We start from the raw sequence: 22,358 nt of genomic DNA, 5'->3' as shown, positions 1-22,358 counted from the left end.
TAATTCCACCATAAAAATCCGTTTTAGACTAATTTCCACTTTGGTCAGGCAAGTGGAAGTTACTTTGAGAAGTTACCGTTGTCTACGTTAAATAAAAAAATCTTCCAATTCCCTTGCAAAAAAGAAGAAAGTGTGATAACATAGTACGGTATGTGGTGCTAGCACATCCGCTATATTAGATCTAATAGGAGGAAAACACAATGGCTAAAGTATGTTACTTTACAGGTCGTAAGACTGTATCAGGAAACAACCGTTCACACGCGATGAACCAAACAAAACGTGCCGTAAAACCAAACCTTCAAAAAGTTACTGTTCTTATCGATGGTAAACCTAAAAAAGTTTGGGCTTCAGCTCGTGCTTTGAAATCAGGTAAAGTTGAACGCGTTTAATAATAAAAGTAAGGAGACCTCAGGGTCTTTTTTCTTTTGTTGTGGGTATAAAATCATTTGAAAAACGGAGTAAATATCCGCTGATACAGTATTCTGCTTTTACACTTGGGCTGAAATATGATAAAATAGAGTATCAACTAGTTGAGGTAAAAAGGATGACTGTAAAAATTAATACAAAAGATGGTCAAATCGAACTAACAGATGAAGTGATTGCAACCGTCGTAGGTGGAGCAGCAACTGAGATTTTTGGTGTGGTCGGTATGGCTAGTAAAAATGCCCTCAAAGATAATTTCCAAGCCCTTCTAGGTAAGGAAAATTATTCCAAAGGTGTCGTCGTAAAGGCGGCCGAAGATGGCAGTATTGCAGTTGATGTATATACCGTGTTGAGCTACGGAACAAAGATTAGCGAAGTGTCAAAAAACATTCAAGAGCGTGTTCGTTTTAGCTTGGAAAACCAGCTTGGAATTACTGCTCAGACTGTAAATGTCTACATTCAAAATATCAAAGTTGTAGGAGAATAACCGTGTCAAAAATTACTACTAGCTTATTTCAAGAAATGGTGCAGGCTGCATCAACTCGCTTGAATAAGCAAGCTGAATATGTCAATTCATTAAACGTCTTTCCAGTTCCAGATGGAGATACTGGAACAAACATGGGAATGACCATTGAAAATGGTGCTAAAGAAGTTGCAGACAAGCCAGCTTCTACAGTTGGTGAGGTAGCGAGCATTCTTGCCAAAGGTCTTTTGATGGGTGCGCGTGGGAACTCAGGAGTTATTACATCTCAGCTTTTCCGTGGATTTTCACAAGCTATCAAGGATAAAGACGAGTTAACAGGTCAAGACTTGGCTCTTGCCTTCCAATCAGGTGTGGAAGTTGCCTATAAGGCAGTGATGAAACCAGTTGAAGGAACGATTTTGACAGTTTCTCGTGGTGCTGCTATCGGTGCTAAGAAAAAAGCTGAGCAAACAGATGACGCTGTTGAAGTCATGCGCGCAGCTTTGGAAGGCGCTAAAACAGCTCTAGCTAAAACGCCAGACATGCTTCCAGTATTGAAAGAAGTTGGCGTTGTGGACTCAGGTGGTCAAGGATTGGTCTTCATCTACGAAGGTTTCCTTTCAGCCCTTACTGGCGAATATATTGCATCTGAGGACTTTGTAGCGACTCCGGCCAACATGAGTGAAATGATCAATGCAGAGCACCACAAGTCTGTAGCTGGTCACGTAGCGACTGAGGACATTACCTTTGGTTACTGTACTGAAATCATGGTAGCTCTTAAGCAAGGTCCAACCTATGCTAAAGATTTTGATTACAATGAATTTCGTAACTACTTGAATGAACTTGGAGACTCTCTCCTCGTTGTCAATGATGATGAAATCGTCAAAGTCCATGTCCATACAGAAGATCCAGGTCTTGTTATGCAAGAAGGTCTTAAATATGGTAGCTTGGTCAAGGTAAAAGTTGACAATATGCGTAACCAACACGAAGCACAGGTTGAGAAAGAAGCTGCTCAAGTTAACAAGCCTGTTGAAGAAAAAGAGTATGCTTTGATTGCTGTAGTGGCTGGTAAAGGTCTAGCAGATATCTTCCGTTCTCAAGGTGTGGATTATGTTATTGAAGGCGGTCAAACTATGAACCCTTCAACAGAAGACTTTATCAAGGCTGTTGAACAGGTCAACGCTCGTAATATTATCTTCCTGCCAAACAACAAAAATATCTTCATGGCAGCTCAATCTGCAGCAGAAGTTTTGGAACAACCAGCAGTAGTGGTGGAAGCTCGTACTTTGCCACAAGGTTTGACAAGTCTTCTTGCCTTTGATCCAAGCAAGTCCATCGAAGAAAACCAAGAGCGTATGACTGCAGCCCTCAGTGATGTCGTTAGTGGAAGCGTCACAACAGCTGTGCGTGATACAACCATTGATGGCTTAGAAATCCATGAGAATGATAATCTTGGTATGGTGGATGGGAAAATCCTCGTGTCAAACCCTGACATGCACCAAACCTTGACTGAAACATTGAAACATATGTTGGATGAAGATAGTGAAATCGTAACCTTCTATGTCGGTGAAGACGGAAGCGAAGAACTTGTCAATGAAATTGCTCAAGAAATCGCAGAAGAATTCGAAGACGTTGAAGTCGAGATTCACCAAGGCCAACAACCTGTTTACCCATACCTATTTAGTGTGGAATAAGATTAATGAAGAACTGAGAAATCAGTTCTTTTTTCTTCATTTGAATAATGAAATCGGTATCTTTTTAATAAAAACAAAAATAACATTCATAAATAAACGTTAAAATAGAAAATTCAGAAAATTTCTTCTTTTCTCTTGAAAAATTTTGAAAAAATGGTATGATAGTAACAAGTTATTTTTAAGAGAAGAGAAAGGGGAACAATGGAGAAAATCAGTTTAGAATCTCCTAAGACGGGGTCGGACCTAGTTTTGGAAACACTTCGTGATTTAGGAATTGATACCATCTTTGGTTATCCTGGTGGTGCTGTCTTGCCTTTTTATGATGCGATATATAATTTTAAAGGCATTCGCCACATTCTAGGACGCCATGAGCAAGGTTGTCTGCATGAAGCTGAAGGTTATGCCAAATCAACTGGAAAGTTGGGTGTTGCCGTCGTCACTAGCGGACCGGGAGCAACAAATGCCATTACAGGGATTGCGGATGCCATGAGCGATAGCGTTCCCCTTTTGGTCTTTACAGGGCAGGTGGCGCGAGCAGGGATTGGGAAGGATGCCTTTCAGGAGGCAGACATCGTGGGAATTACCATGCCAATCACTAAGTACAATTACCAAGTTCGTGAGACAGCTGATATTCCGCGTATCATTACGGAAGCTGTCCATATCGCAACTACAGGCCGTCCAGGGCCAGTTGTCATTGACCTACCTAAAGACGTATCTGCTTTAGAAACAGACTTCATCTATTCACCAGAAGTAAATTTACCAAGCTATCAGCCGACTCTTGAGCCAAATGATATGCAAATCAAGAAAATCTTGAAGCAATTATCCAAGGCTAAAAAGCCAGTCTTGCTTGCTGGTGGTGGGATTAGTTATGCTGAAGCTGCTGCGGAACTAAATGAATTTGCAGAGCGCTATCAAATTCCAGTGGTAACCAGTCTTTTGGGGCAAGGTACGATTGCAACGAGTCACCCACTCTTCCTTGGAATGGGGGGGATGCATGGGTCATTCGCAGCTAATATTGCCATGACAGAAGCTGATTTTATGATTAGTATTGGTTGCCGTTTCGATGATCGCTTGACGGGGAATCCTAAGACCTTCGCTAAGAATGCTAAGGTTGCCCACATTGATATTGACCCAGCCGAGATTGGCAAGATTATCAGTGCAGATATTCCTGTAGTTGGAGATGCTAAGAAAGCCTTGCAAATGTTGCTGGCTGAGCCGACAGTTCATAACAATACTGAAAAATGGATTGAAAAAGTCACTAAAGACAAGAACCGCGTTCGTTCTTATGATAAGAAAGAGCGTGTGGTTCAGCCGCAAGCTGTTATTGAACGAATTGGTGAATTGACGCATGGAGATGCCATTGTGGTAACAGATGTTGGTCAACACCAAATGTGGACAGCCCAGTATTATCCCTACCAAAATGAACGTCAGTTAGTGACTTCAGGTGGTTTGGGAACAATGGGATTTGGAATTCCAGCAGCAATTGGAGCTAAAATTGCTAACCCAGATAAGGAAGTAGTCTTGTTCGTTGGGGATGGTGGTTTCCAAATGACCAACCAGGAATTGGCTATTTTGAACATTTACAAGGTGCCAATCAAGGTGGTTATGCTGAACAACCACTCGCTTGGAATGGTTCGCCAATGGCAGGAATCCTTCTATGAAGGTAGAACGTCAGAGTCAGTCTTTGATACCCTTCCTGATTTCCAATTGATGGCACAAGCTTATGGCATTAAAAACTATAAGTTTGACAATCCTGAGACCTTGGCTCAAGACCTTGAAGTCATCACTGAGAATGTTCCTATGCTCATCGAGGTAGATATTTCTCGTAAGGAACAGGTGTTACCAATGGTACCAGCTGGTAAGAGTAATCATGAGATGTTGGGGGTGAAGTTCCATGCGTAGAATGTTAACAGCAAAACTACAAAATCGTTCAGGAGTCCTCAATCGCTTTACAGGTGTCCTATCTCGTCGTCAGGTTAATATCGAAAGCATCTCTGTTGGAGCAACAGAAGATCCGAATGTATCGCGTATCACCATTATTATTGATGTTGCTTCACATGATGAGGTGGAGCAAATTATCAAACAGCTCAATCGTCAGATTGATGTGATTCGCATTCGTGATATTACAGACAAACCTCATTTGGAGCGCGAGGTGATTTTGGTTAAGATGTCAGCGCCAGCTGAGAAGCGAGCTGAGATTCTAGCGATTATTCAACCTTTCCGTGCAACAGTGGTAGACGTAGCACCAAGCTCGATTACCATTCAGATGACGGGAAATGCAGAAAAGAGCGAAGCTTTATTGCGAGTCATTCGACCATACGGTATTCGTAATATTGCTCGAACGGGAGCAACTGGATTTACCCGCGATTAAAAATCGACTTAAATTTGTTAAACCAGCCTAAAAGGCAATAAATAATAGAAAAGAGAGAAAAAAACTATGGCAGTTCAAATGGAATACGAAAAAGATGTTAAAGTAGCAGCGCTTGACGGTAAAAAAATCGCTGTTATCGGTTATGGTTCGCAAGGACATGCGCATGCACAAAACTTGCGTGATTCAGGTCGTGATGTTATCATCGGTGTACGTCCAGGTAAATCTTTTGACAAAGCAAAAGAAGATGGATTTGATACTTACACAGTAGCAGAAGCAACTAAATTAGCTGACGTTATCATGATTTTGGCACCAGATGAAATCCAACAAGAATTGTACGAAGCAGAAATAGCTCCAAACTTGGAAGCTGGAAACGCAGTTGGATTTGCTCACGGTTTCAACATCCACTTTGAATTTATCAAAGTACCTGCGGATGTAGATGTCTTTATGTGTGCACCTAAAGGACCAGGACACTTGGTACGTCGTACTTATGAAGAAGGATTTGGTGTTCCAGCTCTTTATGCAGTTTACCAAGATGCAACAGGAAATGCGAAAAACATTGCTATGGACTGGTGTAAAGGTGTTGGAGCAGCTCGTGTAGGTCTTCTTGAAACAACTTACAAAGAAGAAACTGAAGAAGATTTGTTTGGTGAACAAGCTGTACTTTGTGGTGGTTTGACTGCCCTTATCGAAGCAGGTTTCGAAGTCTTGACAGAAGCAGGTTACGCTCCAGAATTGGCTTACTTTGAAGTTCTTCACGAAATGAAATTGATCGTCGACTTGATCTACGAAGGTGGATTCAAGAAAATGCGTCAATCAATTTCAAACACTGCTGAGTACGGTGACTATGTATCAGGTCCACGTGTAATTACTGAGCAAGTTAAAGAAAACATGAAAGCTGTCTTGGCAGACATCCAAAATGGTAAATTTGCAAATGACTTTGTAAATGACTATAAAGCTGGACGTCCAAAATTGACTGCTTACCGTGAACAAGCAGCTAACCTTGAAATTGAAAAAGTTGGTGCAGAATTGCGTAAAGCAATGCCATTCGTTGGTAAAAACGACGATGATGCATTTAAAATCTATAACTAATTGATAGAAATTAAGGTGAAGGCGAGTTGGGGGACTAACTCGCTTTTATAATCAATTCATCTCTTTTTAAAAGATGGATTACGATAAGTATGAAATAGTCTAGGAGAAAAAGATGTTAAGTTCAAAAGATATAATCAAGGCTCATAAGGTCTTGAACGGTGTGGTTGTGAATACCCCACTGGATTATGACCATTATTTATCGGAGAAGTATGGTGCTAAGATTTATTTGAAAAAGGAAAATGCTCAACGTGTTCGTTCTTTTAAGATCCGTGGTGCCTATTATGCCATTTCCCAGCTCAGCAAGGAAGAGCGTGAACGTGGGGTAGTCTGCGCTTCTGCGGGAAATCATGCGCAGGGAGTTGCCTATACTTGTAATGAGATGAAAATTCCTGCTACTATCTTTATGCCCATTACTACTCCGCAACAAAAGATTGGTCAAGTTCGCTTTTTTGGTGGGGACTTCGTGACTATTAAATTAGTTGGAGATACTTTTGATGCCTCAGCCAAAGCAGCTCAAGAATTTACAGTTTCTGAAAATCGTACCTTTATTGATCCTTTTGATGATGCCCATGTTCAGGCTGGTCAAGGGACCGTTGCTTATGAGATTTTAGAAGAAGCTCGAAAAGAATCGATTGATTTTGATGCTGTCTTAGTTCCTGTTGGAGGTGGCGGTCTCATTGCTGGGGTTTCTACCTATATCAAGGAAACAAGTCCAGAAATTGAAGTCATCGGAGTAGAGGCTAATGGGGCACGTTCCATGAAAGCTGCCTTTGAAGCTGGTGGACCTGTCAAACTCAAAGAAATTGACAAATTTGCGGATGGGATTGCTGTACAAAAGGTAGGTCAATTGACCTATGAAGCAACTCGTCAATATGTTCAAACCTTAGTAGGTGTCGATGAGGGATTGATTTCTGAAACCTTGATTGACCTTTACTCTAAGCAAGGGATTGTCGCAGAACCTGCTGGAGCGGCTAGTATCGCCTCTTTAGAGGTTTTAGCTGAATATATCAAGGGGAAAACCATTTGTTGTATCATTTCTGGAGGAAATAATGATATCAACCGTATGCCGGAAATGGAAGAGCGTGCCTTGATTTATGATGGGATCAAGCATTACTTTGTGGTTAATTTTCCACAGCGTCCGGGGGCTTTGCGTGAGTTTGTAAATGATATCTTGGGGCCAAATGATGATATCACACGTTTTGAGTATATCAAACGAGCTAGCAAGGGGACAGGCCCAGTATTGATTGGGATTGCCTTGGCAGATAAGCATGATTATGCAGGCTTGATTCGTCGAATGGAAGGTTTTGATCCATCTTATATTAACTTAAATGGTAATGAAACGCTCTATAATATGCTTGTCTGAGGACTAATAAAAAAAACATCATATTATTTGCACAACTGATGTATAGGTGCTATAATGAGGGTGAAGAAAGGGGGCGATTCCTATGGACTTAGGAAATCGATTACGCTATTTCTATCACAAGTCATTATAGTACCTATTATTTTTTGATTCAGTTTATAGTAAGGGAGTAAAATTACTTGTTATATATAAGGCGTATTTTTAGAATTCACTATTTTATATATGTCTAATCTGAAATTTGGTTAAATATAATAGGAATTAGAAAAAATAATCAATACTAATGAGAATCCTTATACTGAGTTAACTGAGAAGAGTGATAAGATACTAAGAAGATAAAAACAGTGGAAAATGTTAGAAGATAGGATACTATTGTCTCCTAACTACTCATCTTTTTATAGGTTTGAAGAAATAAAAAGGAATATTGATAAAGTAAATAAATAGTACCAGTTGATCAAGTGAAAAGTGCTTATAAAGGCAGGAAGAATATCAAAGAAGGAGAAGAGAAATAATAGTTAGTAATAGTGTGGAGAGAAAGTCTTTCACTATTAGAAATATTGTTTTAAAGTTGGATAAATAGAATAAAGTTGAAGATAAAACCTGTCTAACCTATCCCGAACTGGCATTTGTAAATTATGAATATTTTTACAAACAAAAGAGTTAATAATACAATTATTTTAAAGGTATTTACTAATGGTTTATAGTAAGTGAAAACCTATATATTATCGGCTTTAATAAGATAGTAACAGAAAAATAAATCATTAATTTTATTGAATATATGTTTTTTTATTGACAAAACACATAAAAACGTATACAATTAAATATCGTAAAGAAGAAAATAGGAGAAGGACATGGCTAAGTCAAACTTTGAAAAAGTAGAATCAGTTGTTGGCTGGGTTCGTGATAAGAAGATCACAGGCTACCGTATCTCTAAAGAAACGAATGCGCGTGAAATGTCTATCATTGCTCTAGCGCAGGGTCGTGCAAAAGTAAAAAATATTTCATTTGAAACAGCTCTAGGTTTAATTGATTTCTATGAAAAAAATCATGAAAAATTTGAAGATTAATCTTTGGATGATGGCGGATTCTTGAATAGGGTCTGCCTTTTCATTTTTTGGCTAGTAAAAAGACTGCACGGTTGATGCAGCCTTTTCTTTTTATTTGAGATAGCGTTGAAGGAATTCTTTTGTACGGTCTTCTTTAGGATTAGTGAAGAGGTCTTCTGGTTTGCCTTCTTCAGCAATCACACCCTTATCCATAAAGATAACACGATGAGAGACATCACGGGCGAATTCCATTTCGTGGGTTACAACAATCATGGTCAAGCCTTCCTGAGCCAAATCTTGCATGATTTTGAGGACTTCTCCAACCATTTCTGGATCGAGAGCTGATGTTGGTTCATCAAAGAGAATGGCGTCCGGATTCATGGAGAGGGCACGAGCGATGGCTACACGTTGTTTTTGACCACCTGAGAGTTGTTTCGGTTTTGCTTGCCAGTAGCGTTCTCCCATGCCGACCTTTTCAAGGTTTTCTTTGGCAATCTTTTCAGCTTCTGTACGTTCGCGTTTAAGGACAGTCGTCTGAGCGACAATTGTGTTTTCAAGTACGTTAAGATTTTCAAAGAGGTTAAAGGATTGGAACACCATCCCCAACTTTTCACGGTATTGCGTGAGGTCATAGCCTTTTTCGAGAACGTTTTGTCCATGATAAAGGATTTGTCCATCAGTTGGAGTTTCAAGTAGGTTAATGGAGCGTAGGAAGGTTGATTTTCCGCTTCCAGAGCTTCCGATGATAGAGATAACTTCACCCTTGTGAACAGTTAGAGAAATGTCTTTTAGCACTTCGTTTTGTCCATAGGATTTTTTGAGGTGTTTAATTTCAAGGATTGCTTGTGTCATTATTTCAAATCCTCCGTTTGCATTTGGTTAGCACCTGTAGTATAGGTATCCATGTCCATGCGGCGTTCGATGAAGCGTAGGATACGTGTTACGGTGAAGGTGAGGACAAAGTAAATCACGGCGATGATTGTAAATGTCTGGAAGTATTGATAGGTTTGTGTTGCCACGGTATTTCCTGAGAAATAAAGTTCGACAACAGATATAACGTTCAATACAGATGTATCTTTGATATTGATGACAAATTCATTACCAGTTGCTGGTAGGATGTTACGGACAACCTGAGGTAGGACAATCTTACGCATGGTTTGGTTATGAGTCATACCAAGAGCAGTCGCAGCTTCAAATTGTCCCTTGTCAACTGCTAGGATACCACCACGAACGATTTCAGTCATGTAGGCACCAGTGTTGATCGAAACGATGAAGATAGCAGCAAGTGTGCGGTCAAGGTTGATACCGAAAGCTTGGGCAGTTCCGTAGTAGATAACCATCGATTGAACGATCATTGGTGTACCACGGAAAATTTCAATGTAGACATTGAGAATCCAGCCGACTAGCTTTTGTAAGCCATAAATAGCTTTATTTTCAGAGAGAGGAGCAGTACGGAAGACACCAATGGCAAGACCAATAATGAGACCTATGATGGTTCCGACGATTGAGATTAAAAGAGTGATACCAGCACCACGCAATAGTTGTTGCCAGTTCTCAGAAAGAATTTTAGCGACTTGGCTAAAGAAACTACTGCTAGTCTCTTCAGTTGTCGTAGCTTCGGCAGGTTGTTCCTTGATCATACGATCCATCAAGGCAACTTGGTCGTCTTTTGAAATGGTTTCAATGCTGGCATTGATTTGGCTAATACGATTGTCATCTTTACGAAGTCCAATGGCGATAGCTGTATCTTCTTCCCCCGTTTTGAAACCTGGTTCTACTTGAACCATCTTGAACTTAGAGTTAGCAGCTTCAGCAGTCAGTGCTTCTGGGCGTTCAGAAACATAAGCATCAATGACACCAGCCTCAAGAGCTTGGCGCATTTGAGCGAAGTCTCCCATGGCTGTTTCTTTTTTAGCACCTGTGATTTGTGCAATCAAGTCGTAGAGGTAGACACCTTGTTGAGAAGTGATTTTTGCACCATTAAAGTCATCCAAAGATTTGGCATTTGCATAGGCAGAATCTTTTTTGACAAGCAAAACTGGTTCGCTAGTGTAGTAACTGCTTGAAAAGGCGATTTCTTGTTTGCGTTCAGCAGTAGGACTCATACCTGCGATAATCATGTCAATCTTACCAGAAGTAAGGGCAGGAACTAGACCTTCCCACTTTGTTTTAACAACCAAAGGTTCTTTACCTAAGTCCTTAGCGATTTTCTTGGCGATTTGAACATCGTATCCGTTAGCATACTGGTTAGTCCCATCGATTTTGACAGCCCCATTGCTATCATCATCCTGAGTCCAGTTAAAGGGAGCATATGCTGCTTCCATCCCGATGCGTAAATATTCATCGGCTTGGGCAACATTGACAAGTCCCAGCATCAGCAAGAGACTTGTGAAAATAGATAAGTATATTTTTCTCATGATTTCTCCTATTTCTAATCTATTAAAAAATAACTGTCTCCTATTTTATCGAAAAAAACTCTATTTTTCAATACAGGTAAGCCCTTACTTGAGAAAAAATGATATAATGATAGCAAAGATAAAAAGGGGGCTTGTTTAATGAAAAAAACTTTTTTCTTACTGGTGTTAGGCTTGTTTTACCTTCTGCCACTCTCTGTTTTTGCCATTGATTTCAAGATAAACTCCTACCAAGGAGATTTGTATATTCATGCAGATAACACGGCAGAATTTAGACAAAAGATAGTTTATCAGTTCGAGGAGGACTTTAAGGGCCAAATCGTGGGACTTGGACGTGCTGGTAAGATGCCTAGTGGGTTTGACATTGATCCTCATCCAAAGGTTCAGGCTGCGAAAAACGGTGCGGAACTGACAGATGTTACGAGCGAAGTGACAGAAGAAGCGAATGGTTATACTGTGAAAGTCTACAATCCAGGTCAGGAAGGCGACACAGTGGAAGTTGATATCACTTGGAACTTAAAAAATTTGCTTTTCCTTTATGATGATATCGCTGAATTAAATTGGCAACCTTTAACAGATAGTTCAGGGGCTATTGGAAAGTTTGAATTTCATGTGAGGGGAGACAAGGGAGCTGAAAAACTCTTTTTCCATACAGGGAAACTTTTTAGAGAGGGAACGATTGAAAAGAGTAACCTTGATTATACTATTCGTTTAGACAATCTTCCTCCTAAGCGTGGAGTTGAATTGCATGCTTATTGGCCTCGGACCGATTTTGCTAGCGCTAGGGTTCAGGGCTTGAAAGGGAATCGTTTAGAAGAGTTTAATAGGATAGAAGACTCGATTTTTAAAGAAAAAGAGCAAAGTAAACAGCTAGTTACTTGGGTCTTCCCTTCTATCCTTTCCATCTCCTTGTTATTGAGTGTCTGCTTTTATTTTATTTATAGAAGAAAGACCACTTCTTCAGTCAAATATGCCAAAAATCATCGTCTCTATGAACCACCAATGGAATTAGAACCTATGGTTTTATCAGAGGCTGTCTACTCTACCTCTTTGGAGGAAGTGAGTCCTCTAACCAAAGGAGCAGGTAAATTCACCTTTGACCAACTTGTTCAAGCTACTTTGCTAGATGTGATAGACCGTGGGAATGTCTCTATCATTTCAGAAGGGGATGCAGTTGGGTTAAGACTGGTAAAAGAAGATGGTTTGTCAAGCTTTGAGAAAGACTGTCTAAATCTGGCTTTTTCAGGCAAAAAAGAAACAGCTCTTTCCAATTTGTTTGCAGATTACAAGGTATCTGAAAGTCTTTATCGCGGAGCCAAAGCTGCTGATGAAAAACGGATTCAAGCAAGAGGGCTTCAGCTCAAATCTTCTTTCGAAGAAGTATTGAAAGAGATGCAAGAAGGAGTGCGAAATCGAGTTTCCTTCTGGGGACTCCCAGATTACTATCGACCTTTAACTGGTGGGGAAAAGGCCTTGCAAGTGGGGATGGGACTTTCTACGATCCTACCATTATTTATCGGATTTGGTCTGTTCTTGTACAGTTTGGACGTTTATGGCTATCTTTATATCCCCTTGGCAATACTTGGTTTTCTAGGTTTGGTTATGGCTGTTTTCTATTATTGGAAGCTTCGATTAGATAATCGTGATGGTGTCCTAAATGAAGCAGGAGCAGAAGTATACTATCTCTGGACCAGTTTTGAAAATATGTTGCGTGAGATTGCACGATTGGATCAGGCTGAATTGGAAAGTATTGTGGTCTGGAATCGTCTCTTGGTCTATGCGACCTTATTTGGCTATGCGGACAAGGTTAGTCATTTGATGAAGGTTCATCAGATTCAAGTGGAAAATCCAGATATCAATCTCTATGTAGCATATGGCTGGCATAGTATGTTTTATCATTCAAGTGCGCAAATGAGCCATTATGCTAGTGTCGCAAATACAGCAAGTACCTACTCCGTATCTTCTGGAAGTGGAAGTTCTGGTGGTGGCTTCTCCGGAGGTGGCGGCGGGGGCAGTATCGGTGCCTTTTAAAGAGAGCTATCAATGGCTGAAAAAATATGCTATAATGGAAGATAGAAAAAGGAGTAATCTATGTATCTTATTGAAATTTTAAAATCTATCTTCTTCGGTATTGTTGAAGGAATTACGGAATGGTTGCCGATTTCGAGTACAGGGCACTTGATTTTAGCAGAGGAGTTTATCCAATACCAAAATCAGAATGAATCTTTTATGTCCATGTTTAATGTCGTGATTCAGCTTGGTGCGATTTTAGCGGTTATGGTGATTTACTTTAACAAGCTCAATCCTTTCAAACCGACTAAGGATAAGCAGGAAGTTCGTAAGACTTGGAGACTGTGGTTGAAGGTCTTGGTTGCCACTTTGCCTTTACTTGCCGTCTTTAAATTTGATGATTGGTTTGATACCCACTTCCATAACATGGTTTCAGTTGCTCTCATGTTGATTATCTATGGGATTGCCTTTATCTATTTGGAAAAGCGCAATAAAGCGCGTGCTATCGAGCCAAGTGTAACAGAGTTGGACAAGCTTCCTTATACGACAGCTTTCTATATCGGACTCTTCCAAGTTCTTGCTCTTTTACCAGGAACCAGTCGTTCTGGGGCAACGATTGTCGGTGGTTTGTTAAATGGAACCAGTCGTTCTGTTGTGACAGAATTTACCTTCTATCTTGGAATTCCAGTTATGTTTGGAGCCAGCGCATTAAAGATTTTCAAATTTGTGAAAGCAGGACAGCTCTTGAGCTTTGGACAATTGTTCTTGCTCTTGGTTGCGATGGGAGTCGCCTTTGCGGTCAGCATGATCGCTATTCGTTTCTTGACAAGTTATGTGAAAAAACACGACTTTACCCTTTTCGGTAAATACCGTATCGTGCTTGGTAGTGTCTTGCTACTTTATAGCTTTGTTCGTTTATTTGTATAAGAAAAACCTTGAAGGGGCAGCTCTTCAAGGTTTTAAAATCCAGTAAGGGTAATCCCCAATAGGCGGACACCTCTTTCTTTTTCGCTTAACTCTTCATAGAGTTGCAGGGCTATTTGACTTATCTGACTAGCATCCTGTGTTTTTTGAACAATACTTTTTCGTTTAGTAAGAGTTGAAAAGTCTTCGTAGCGGATTTTCAAAATGACAATTTTTCCAGCTTTTTCTTGTTGATGTAGATTGAGAGCAACTCTTTCTGATAGAAGAGCCAGCTCTTTTTTGATGTCTTCCTCAGCACGGAGAATCTTTCCATAGGTTTTCTCCTTCCCGATTGATTTACGGATGCGATTGGATTTGACGGGGGAATTGTGAATACCACGAGCCTTTCGATAAAGGTCATAGCCCAGTCTTCCAAAACGGTCTATTAGGGTCACTTCAGGAACTTCAAGTAGATCAGCGCCAGTAAAAATCCCCATTTGATGAAGACGTTCCACCGTCTTTTTTCCTACTCCATGAAACTTGGAAATATCCATTTGTTTGAGAAAGTCCTCAGCCTGGTCAGGTAGAATCACTGTCAAACCATGAGGTTTTTGATAATCGCTAGCCATTTTAGCTAAGAATTTGTTATAAGAAACGCCAGCAGAAGCAGTTAGATGGAGTTCTTGCCAGATATCCTCTTGAATGAGGCGAGCGATTTTGACCGCTGACTTGATACCGAGTTTATTTTCTGTTACATCCAAATAGGCTTCGTCAATACTCATAGGTTCAATCAAATCTGTATAGCGCTTAAAAATAGCTCGGATCTGGAGTCCTACAGATTTGTATTTCTCATAATTTCCTGAGATGAAGACGGCTTGGGGACAACGTTCATAGGCTTCCTTAGAACTCATGGCTGAATGGACACCAAAAGCTCGTGCCTCATAGCTACAGGTAGAAACGACACCACGCCCACCTGTTTGCCGAGGGTCGCTTCCGATAATGACAGGTTTTCCTCTGAGTTTAGGATTATCCCTGATTTCTACCGCAGCAAAAAAGGCATCCATGTCAATATGGATGATTTTTCTTGACAAATCATTTAACAAAGGAAAAATCAACATGCCTAGCCCCCTTTTTACTGCTTATTTTCTTTTATTATACCCTTTTTTCTGAAAAAAGGGAAAAAGGGTATATTTTTTTCAAAAATATAATACAGTTTGGAACAAAATATAGACTGTTTTAGAAAAGAAAGTGTAAAAATAAGGGTTTTCTACTTGTTGAAATCGGTTACTGTGTGTTATACTTGTCTCATGAATGTAACAGATTGTTGTTACTAGAAAGAAAAAAGAGGACATTAACATGGTTGTTAAGACAGTTGTTGAAGCACAAGATATTTTTGACAAAGCTTGGGAAGGCTTCAAAGGCGTAGATTGGAAAGAAAAAGCAAGTGTATCACGCTTCGTACAAGCTAACTACACACCTTATGATGGAGACGAAAGCTTCCTCGCAGGACCAACAGAACGTTCACTTCACATCAAAAAAATTGTAGAAGAAACTAAGGCACACTACGAAGAAACTCGTTTCCCAATGGACACTCGTCCAACATCTATCGCTGATATCCCAGCAGGATTTATCGATAAAGAAAATGAAGTTATCTTCGGTATCCAAAACGATGAACTCTTCAAATTGAACTTCATGCCAAAAGGTGGTATCCGTATGGCTGAAACTACTTTGAAAGAAAATGGATACGAACCAGATCCAGCTGTTCACGAAATCTTTACTAAATACGTAACAACAGTTAACGACGGTATCTTCCGTGCCTACACTTCAAACATTCGTCGTGCACGTCACGCACACACTGTAACTGGTCTTCCAGATGCATACTCACGCGGACGTATCATCGGTGTTTATGCACGTCTTGCTCTTTACGGTGCAGACTACTTGATGCAAGAAAAAGTAAACGACTGGAACGCAATCGAAGAAATCGATGAAGAAACAATCCGTCTTCGTGAAGAAATCAACCTTCAATACCAAGCATTGCAACAAGTTGTTCGCTTGGGTGACCTTTACGGAGTTGACGTTCGCAAACCAGCGATGAACGTTAAAGAAGCTATCCAATGGGTTAACATCGCCTTCATGTCTGTCTGCCGTGTTATCAACGGTGCTGCTACATCTCTAGGACGTGTACCAATCGTATTGGACATCTTTGCAGAACGTGACCTTGCTCGTGGTACATTTACTGAATCAGAAATCCAAGAATTCGTTGATGATTTCGTTATGAAACTTCGTACAGTTAAATTTGCTCGTACAAAAGCTTACGACCAATTGTACTCAGGTGACCCAACTTTCATCACAACTTCTATGGCTGGTATGGGTAACGACGGTCGTCACCGTGTTACTAAGATGGACTACCGTTTCTTGAACACACTTGACAACATCGGTAACTCTCCAGAACCAAACTTGACAGTTCTTTGGACTGATAAATTGCCATACAACTTCCGTCGCTACTGTATGCACATGAGCCACAAACACTCTTCAATCCAATATGAAGGTGTAACAACAATGGCTAAAGACGGATATGGTGAAATGAGCTGTATCTCATGCTGTGTGTCTCCACTTGACCCAGAAAATGAAGAACAACGCCACAACATCCAGTACTTCGGTGCGCGTGTAAACGTATTGAAAGCCCTTCTTACTGGTTTGAACGGTGGTTACGACGATGTTCACAAAGACTACAAAGTATTTGACATCGAACCAATCCGTGACGAAGTTCTTGAATTTGAATCAGTTAAAGATAACTTTGAAAAATCTCTTGACTGGTTGACTGACACTTACGTAGATGCTTTGAACATCATCCACTACATGACTGATAAGTACAACTACGAAGCTGTTCAAATGGCCTTCTTGCCAACTAAACAACGTGCCAACATGGGATTCGGTATCTGTGGATTTGCCAACACTGTTGATACATTGTCAGCTATCAAATACGCTACAGTTAAACCAATCCGTGATGAAAATGGCTACATCTACGATTATGAAACAATCGGTGAATACCCACGTTGGGGTGAAGATGACCCACGTTCAAACGAATTGGCAGAATGGTTGATCGAAGCTTACACAACTCGTCTACGTAGCCACAAACTTTACAAAGACGCTGAAGCTACAGTATCACTTTTGACTATCACATCTAACGTTGCTTACTCTAAACAAACTGGTAACTCACCAGTCCACAAAGGTGTATACCTCAACGAAGATGGTTCTGTGAACTTGTCTAAACTTGAATTCTTCTCACCAGGTGCTAACCCATCTAACAAAGCTAAAGGTGGATGGTTGCAAAACTTGAACTCACTTTCTAGCCTTGACTTCAGTTATGCAGCTGATGGTATCTCATTGACTACACAAGTATCGCCTCGCGCTCTTGGTAAGACTCGTGACGAACAAGTTGATAACTTGGTAACAATCCTTGATGGTTACTTTGAAAACGGTGGACAACACGTTAACTTGAACGTTATGGACTTGAACGATGTTTACGAAAAGATCATGTCAGGTGAAGATGTTATCGTACGTATTTCTGGATACTGTGTAAACACTAAATACCTCACTCCAGAACAAAAAACTGAATTGACACAACGTGTCTTCCACGAAGTTCTTTCAATGGATGATGCCTTGGATGCGTTGAGCTAATCAAGTTCTTGAATAATGAAATAAAGAACCCTCGGTCAGTCGACTGAGGGTTGTTTTTGGGCTCTTAAATTCCTTAAGTCAGGTATTGAAATGTCTGACCGGGATTCAAAGATACTTGTTGAGTTGCGGGAGGTATTTGATACTCAATGAAAATCAAAGAGCAAACTAGGAAGCTAGCCGCAGGTTGCTCAAAGCACCGCTTTGAGGTTGTAGATAAGACTGACAAAGTCAGTCACACATATACGGCAAGGCGAAGCTGACGTGGTTTGAATTTTATTTTCGAAGAGTATGAAAATAAAAATACCACACTTTGTAAGGAAACAAGGTGTGGTTGTATTTTATCTCTTAGACCAAGTTCTCCTCATAAAGAGAAGTAAGATTGGGTAAATCTCCAAGCGCCCTGCAATCATTGCAAAGGAGAGGAGAATTTTTGAGATAGGACTAAAGATTGAGAAACTAGAAGTGGTTCCTAGGATAGGTCCGATATTATTGAAACAGCTAAAGACAGCGCTGGTCACAACCAGAAAATCATTGCTATCTAAGCTGACAATGAAGATAAGGGATAGCAAAATCATAGAATAGATGACAAAGTACTTGAGAATCTTATGCTGGGTATCTTTGTCAATTACCGTTTTATTAACATGGAGGGTCAAAATACGGTGGGGCGATAGGATTGATAAAATCTGATTTTTAGCAATTTTTGAAAGGATTAGGCCTCGGATAACCTTGAGTCCACCTGCGGTTGATCCAGCAGAGCCACCGATTCCCATGAGGAAGAGAAGGATAAACTGGGAGAAGAGGGGCCAGTTGGTAATGTCTCCGTAACCAAAACCAGTCGTTGTAATGATATTGGAAACCTGGAAGAAGGCCATTTCAAAACTCTTTGAAAATCCTGGATAGAGATAGAGAGTATTGAGGCTAATCAAGCCTGTAGAAAGCAGAACAATGACCAAGTAAGCACGAAGTTCCTCGTCACCAAAGAAGGCTTTGACGCGACGGAGCATGAGGTAGTAGTAGAGATTGAAATTTACCCCAAAAACCAGAACTCCGATACTAACCAGATAGGTAATCAGTGAGCTGCCATAGTGGGCAATCCCGTCGTTATAGACGGTAAAGCCTCCTGTACCTGCTGTCCCCATAGCAATGACAAAACTATCAAATAGGGGCATGCCAGCCAGATAATAGATGATGACAAAGAGGGAGAAGAGAGCTAGATAAAGGAGATAGAGAATCTGGGCAGTGTTTTTTAGTTTGGATACTACTTTACCAAAAACAGGGCCAGGAACCTCAGCCTTCATCACTTCTAGGTGACTATTCTTGGCATTATCCATAATAGCAAGTGCAAAAACAAGCACTCCCATCCCTCCAATCAAGTGGGTAAAACTTCGCCAGAAGAGGAGGGAACGACTGAGGACCGAAACGTCGTTCAGAATAGTTGCTCCAGTAGTTGTAAAGCCAGAACTGATTTCAAAAAAGGCATCGATAACGCTGGGAATTTGCTTAGCAAAAACAAAGGGGAGACCGCCAAAGAAGGACCAAAGGATCCAACAGAGGGCAACAATCAAGACTCCCTCCTTGGGATAAATCCGTTGATTTTTGGGCTTTTGTAAAATTCCTGAACCGCCTAGTAATACGAGAATCCCTATTGTTGAAAAGAGGGCCGTAAAGACTTGGCTCGATTCACGGTAATAGAGAGCGACAGACACAGGAACCAAAAGAAGAACAGCTTCAATCAAAAGTAATTTTGAAAGGAGGTAACGAATCATACTTTTATTCATTTCTTACCTCGCGATCAAGTCATAAATCTTGGTGATGTTTGGCAACAAAGTTGTTACTAGGAGCTTGTCTCCAACTTCCAACATATCCTCCCCAGTTGGGAAAATAGTCTTGCCCTTTCGAATGATGGCTGCAATAAGAACCCCTTTTTTCAATTTCAGTTGAGAAAGAGGTTTGGCAGTCATTTTATTGGCTTCCTTGATATGGAATTGTAGGGTTTCGATTTGGCCATTGGCTAGATGGTGCATGGCTTGAAGGTCTGAATACTGGGCATTAACACGACCACGAATAAAGTGCATAATCGTATCTACAGCGATGCTTTTAGGTGTGATGATACTTGAAAAATCAGGTGCATTGATGATCTCGAGGAGACTGGTACGATTGACCTTGGTGATATTTTTTTGTACACCTACCCTGTCAAGGAACATAGAGGTAATTAGATTTTCCTCATCGACTCCTGTTAGAGTGGCAACGACATCATAGTTTTGAGCACTTTCTTCCAGCAGGGTATCTTTTGCGGTTCCATCTCCTTGAACGATGTAGAGATTTGGGAATTTCTCGCTAAAGAAGCTGGCGATTTCGGGATTGATTTCAATGACTTTTGTATCGATACGACTGTCTTTGAGAATACCAAGTAGATAATAGGCAATTCTACCTGCACCGACGATGAGAAGGCTCTTCACGGCACGAGACTTGAAATAATTATGGAAGAGCATCATGTCAACACGGTTACCAGTGACAAAGATTCTATCTTTATCCTGTACAGTCATGTCACCGCTTGGAATGATAATTTGATGATCCCTCTCTATCGCACATACAATGACATTGCCAAATTTTTTCCGAAAATCAGAAATGGGCATTTGGCAAAGACCACTGGAGGATTTAACAGTGAATTCCATCAAGCTGACCCGTCCCCCAAAGAAACGTTCGACAGATAGGGCGTTGGGGAAGTCAATGATATTCGCGATAGCGCGGGCAGCCAAGAGCTCAGGGTTAACGATAAGAGAAAAACCGAGAATATTCTTTTCCTTGAAATAAGAGTTAGAATATTCAGGGTTCCGCACCCGAACGATGGTCTCTTTAGCTCCCATTTTTTTGGCTAGAACGGCTGCAATCATGTTGACTTCATCGTATTCAGTCAGGGCGATAAAGATATCACAATCCTGGACACTGGCTTGCTCAAGGATGGTAAAATCGGCCCCGTTACCAAGGATACCCATGATATCAAAGCGATTGACAATATGATTGAGGACAGCTTCGTCTTGCTCAATCAGCAAAACATCATGCTTTTCTGCAACCAAGGAGCGACAGAGGGCAGAACCAACTTTTCCCCCTCCGACAAGGATAATTTTCATAATAAAACCTACTTCTTCATTATGTAACTATCATACCTTTTTTCAAGAAAAAATGCACCTACTAGCTAATCACCAGAGTTTTTAGTAGGAAATTTGCTATAAGGTAAAACTATACCCTAATCAATTGAAATAGCTATTAGCACCTTTCTCTGAAATATGGTATGATAAAGGATATACAAGGAGATAAAATGAATAATAATTTACTGGTATTACAATCAGACTTTGGTCTGGTTGATGGTGCGGTATCGGCTATGATTGGAGTGGCTTTAGAAGAATCTCCAACCTTAAAAATCCATCACTTGACGCACGATATCACGCCCTATAATATTTTTGAGGGGAGCTATCGTCTCTTTCAGACGGTGGATTACTGGCCCGAGGGAACGACTTTTGTATCGGTTGTCGATCCAGGTGTCGGCTCGAAACGTAAGAGCGTAGTTGCTAAGACTGCAAAAAATCAATACATTGTCACGCCAGACAATGGGACGCTTTCTTTTATCAAGAAGCACGTTGGCATTGTAGCCATTCGTGAAATTTCTGAAGTGGCCAATAGACGTCAAAATACAGAGCATTCTTATACCTTCCACGGTCGTGATGTCTATGCCTATACTGGTGCTAAACTGGCCAGTGGTCACATTACTTTTGAGGAAGTGGGGCCAGAGCTCAGTGTGGATCAGATTGTGGAACTTCCAGTCGTAGAGACCATCATTGAAGAGCATCTGGTGAAGGGAGCTATTGATATTCTGGATGTACGTTTTGGTTCGCTTTGGACCTCTATCACGCGAGAAGAGTTTTACAAGCTGGAACCAGCATTCGGTGACCGTTTTGAAGTGACTATCTATCATGCAGATATGCTGGTCTATCAAAATCAGGTTGTCTATGGCAAATCATTTGCGGATGTGAGAATTGGGCAACCCATCCTTTACATCAACTCTCTCTATCGTTTAGGTCTGGCTATCAACCAAGGTTCCTTTGCCAAGGCTTATAATGTGGGCGTCGGTTCATCTTGGATCATTGAAATAAAGAAAATAGAAGGATAAAATAGGAGAATAAATAGTATGGAAATCAAATTTACAATTAAACAAGTTGTTGCTGTCGGAATTGGCGCGGCCCTCTTTGTCGTCATCGGGATGATCAACATTCCGACCCCTGTTCCAAATACAAGCATCCAGCTTCAGTATGCGGTACAAGCGCTACTTTCTATTATTTTTGGACCGATTATCGGTTTGCTTGTCGGGGTGATTGGTCATGCAATCAAGGACTCTCTTGCTGGATATGGTCTGTGGTGGACTTGGATTATCGCTAGCGGCCTCTTTGGTCTAGCTGTGGGGCTATTTAGAAAGTACGTTCGCGTGATCAATGGTGTCTTTGACTGGAAAGATATTCTTATTTTTAACCTCATTCAACTACTTGCAAATGCCCTTGTTTGGGGTGTCTTGGCACCACTTGGAGATGTTGTGATTTATCAAGAAGCGGCAGAAAAAGTATTTGCACAAGGAATTGTTGCGGGAATTGCTAATGGTGTATCTGTAGCTATTGCAGGAACTCTTCTCTTGCTTGCCTATGCAGGAACTCAAACTCGTGCAGGAAGTTTGAAAAAGGACTAAAATTATGGGGAAGGCTGGGCAACCAGTCTTTTTCGATGTTTATAGATTAGTTAGGCAAGTAAGCTAGGATAGGAATCTTTTTGGCGCTAAGATTTTAGGCTCTTTGTCAACTGTAGTGGGTTGAATAAAAGCTAAAACCGAGAAAGGACAAATTTCGTCCTTTCTTTTTTGA

Annotated in this window: 18 protein-coding genes; 13 read left to right on the top strand and 5 right to left on the bottom strand. The window is 40.7% G+C overall.

Annotated elements, in window-relative coordinates:
* The first annotated feature begins 200 nt into the window (after nucleotides 1-200).
* The 8 genes from rpmB to QP439_RS07725 all read left to right on the top strand — a co-directional run bounded on the left by rpmB (nucleotide 201) and on the right by QP439_RS07725 (nucleotide 8,464).
* Nucleotides 201-389, top strand: coding sequence for a 50S ribosomal protein L28 (gene rpmB / locus QP439_RS07760; protein WP_001140948.1), 189 nt, complete (start codon nucleotides 201-203; stop codon nucleotides 387-389).
* Nucleotides 390-544: 155 nt separating this feature from the next.
* Nucleotides 545-910, top strand: coding sequence for an Asp23/Gls24 family envelope stress response protein (locus QP439_RS07755; protein ID WP_000216437.1), 366 nt, complete (start codon nucleotides 545-547; stop codon nucleotides 908-910).
* Between the two features lie 2 nt (nucleotides 911-912).
* On the top strand, nucleotides 913-2,580 hold the full coding sequence (locus QP439_RS07750; RefSeq protein WP_285389209.1) for a DAK2 domain-containing protein: 1,668 nt from the start codon (nucleotides 913-915) through the stop codon (nucleotides 2,578-2,580).
* A gap of 201 nt (nucleotides 2,581-2,781) precedes the next feature.
* Entirely contained in the window at nucleotides 2,782-4,482 is a 1,701-nt protein-coding gene (locus QP439_RS07745; RefSeq protein ID WP_285389207.1) for an acetolactate synthase large subunit, read from the top strand.
* Nucleotides 4,475-4,951 (top strand): acetolactate synthase small subunit, encoded by a 477-nt coding sequence (gene ilvN, locus QP439_RS07740; protein WP_001253803.1) that lies wholly within the window; start codon nucleotides 4,475-4,477, stop codon nucleotides 4,949-4,951. Before QP439_RS07745 ends, ilvN begins: the two co-directional genes overlap by 8 nt.
* 66 nt (nucleotides 4,952-5,017) lie before the next feature.
* Nucleotides 5,018-6,040: a ketol-acid reductoisomerase gene (gene ilvC / locus QP439_RS07735; RefSeq protein ID WP_000290683.1), complete on the top strand. Its 1,023-nt coding sequence runs from the start codon at nucleotides 5,018-5,020 to the stop codon at nucleotides 6,038-6,040.
* A gap of 112 nt (nucleotides 6,041-6,152) precedes the next feature.
* On the top strand, nucleotides 6,153-7,403 hold the full coding sequence (ilvA, locus tag QP439_RS07730; protein ID WP_004256769.1) for a threonine ammonia-lyase IlvA: 1,251 nt from the start codon (nucleotides 6,153-6,155) through the stop codon (nucleotides 7,401-7,403).
* A gap of 845 nt (nucleotides 7,404-8,248) precedes the next feature.
* The gene (locus QP439_RS07725) at nucleotides 8,249-8,464 is read left to right on the top strand and encodes a capsule biosynthesis transcriptional regulator (RefSeq protein ID WP_001130036.1); all 216 of its coding nucleotides are present in this window, start codon (nucleotides 8,249-8,251) and stop codon (nucleotides 8,462-8,464) included.
* 90 nt (nucleotides 8,465-8,554) lie between these two features.
* On the opposite strand, the gene QP439_RS07720 is transcribed toward QP439_RS07725, so the two are convergent.
* Both QP439_RS07720 and QP439_RS07715 read right to left on the bottom strand, forming a co-directional pair.
* Nucleotides 8,555-9,295, bottom strand: coding sequence for an amino acid ABC transporter ATP-binding protein (locus QP439_RS07720; RefSeq protein WP_000189477.1), 741 nt, complete (start codon nucleotides 9,293-9,295; stop codon nucleotides 8,555-8,557).
* Nucleotides 9,295-10,860, bottom strand: a complete 1,566-nt coding sequence (locus QP439_RS07715) for an ABC transporter substrate-binding protein/permease (protein WP_254753663.1) — start codon at nucleotides 10,858-10,860, stop codon at nucleotides 9,295-9,297. The genes QP439_RS07720 and QP439_RS07715 overlap by 1 nt, the downstream gene beginning before the upstream one ends.
* Nucleotides 10,861-10,998: 138 nt before the next feature.
* Between QP439_RS07715 and QP439_RS07710 the strand changes: the two genes are divergently transcribed.
* Together QP439_RS07710 and QP439_RS07705 are read left to right on the top strand one after the other, a co-directional pair.
* Nucleotides 10,999-12,888 (top strand): DUF2207 domain-containing protein, encoded by a 1,890-nt coding sequence (locus QP439_RS07710; RefSeq protein ID WP_254753664.1) that lies wholly within the window; start codon nucleotides 10,999-11,001, stop codon nucleotides 12,886-12,888.
* 60 nt (nucleotides 12,889-12,948) lie between these two features.
* Nucleotides 12,949-13,794: an undecaprenyl-diphosphate phosphatase gene (locus QP439_RS07705; RefSeq protein WP_049501842.1), complete on the top strand. Its 846-nt coding sequence runs from the start codon at nucleotides 12,949-12,951 to the stop codon at nucleotides 13,792-13,794.
* 32 nt (nucleotides 13,795-13,826) lie between these two features.
* Here the strand turns inward: QP439_RS07705 and dinB are convergent, their stop codons facing one another.
* Entirely contained in the window at nucleotides 13,827-14,888 is a 1,062-nt protein-coding gene (gene dinB, locus QP439_RS07700; protein ID WP_254753665.1) for a DNA polymerase IV, read from the bottom strand.
* 238 nt (nucleotides 14,889-15,126) lie between these two features.
* On the opposite strand from dinB, the gene pflB reads away from it, so the two are divergent.
* A complete protein-coding gene (gene pflB / locus QP439_RS07695; RefSeq protein ID WP_000260632.1) occupies nucleotides 15,127-17,451 on the top strand; it encodes a formate C-acetyltransferase in 2,325 nt (774 codons plus the stop codon).
* A 338-nt stretch (nucleotides 17,452-17,789) separates the two neighbouring features.
* Here the strand turns inward: pflB and QP439_RS07690 are convergent, their stop codons facing one another.
* Nucleotides 17,790-19,229, bottom strand: a complete 1,440-nt coding sequence (locus QP439_RS07690) for a TrkH family potassium uptake protein (protein ID WP_004241354.1) — start codon at nucleotides 19,227-19,229, stop codon at nucleotides 17,790-17,792.
* A gap of 3 nt (nucleotides 19,230-19,232) precedes the next feature.
* Complete coding sequence (trkA, locus tag QP439_RS07685) at nucleotides 19,233-20,582, bottom strand: Trk system potassium transporter TrkA (RefSeq protein WP_000691703.1); 1,350 nt, start codon at nucleotides 20,580-20,582, stop codon at nucleotides 19,233-19,235.
* A 188-nt stretch (nucleotides 20,583-20,770) separates the two neighbouring features.
* Between trkA and QP439_RS07680 the strand changes: the two genes are divergently transcribed.
* Together QP439_RS07680 and QP439_RS07675 are read left to right on the top strand one after the other, a co-directional pair.
* Nucleotides 20,771-21,619: an SAM hydrolase/SAM-dependent halogenase family protein gene (locus tag QP439_RS07680; protein WP_261027692.1), complete on the top strand. Its 849-nt coding sequence runs from the start codon at nucleotides 20,771-20,773 to the stop codon at nucleotides 21,617-21,619.
* An 18-nt stretch (nucleotides 21,620-21,637) separates the two neighbouring features.
* The gene (locus QP439_RS07675; protein WP_101785455.1) at nucleotides 21,638-22,186 is read left to right on the top strand and encodes an ECF-type riboflavin transporter substrate-binding protein; all 549 of its coding nucleotides are present in this window, start codon (nucleotides 21,638-21,640) and stop codon (nucleotides 22,184-22,186) included.
* The last annotated feature ends 172 nt before the right edge of the window (nucleotides 22,187-22,358 follow it).

This window comes from Streptococcus sp. UMB1203 (assembly GCF_030217725.1).
Taxonomy (GTDB): Bacteria; Bacillota; Bacilli; order Lactobacillales; family Streptococcaceae; genus Streptococcus.
This window is presented reverse-complemented; position numbering and strand designations above follow the sequence as displayed.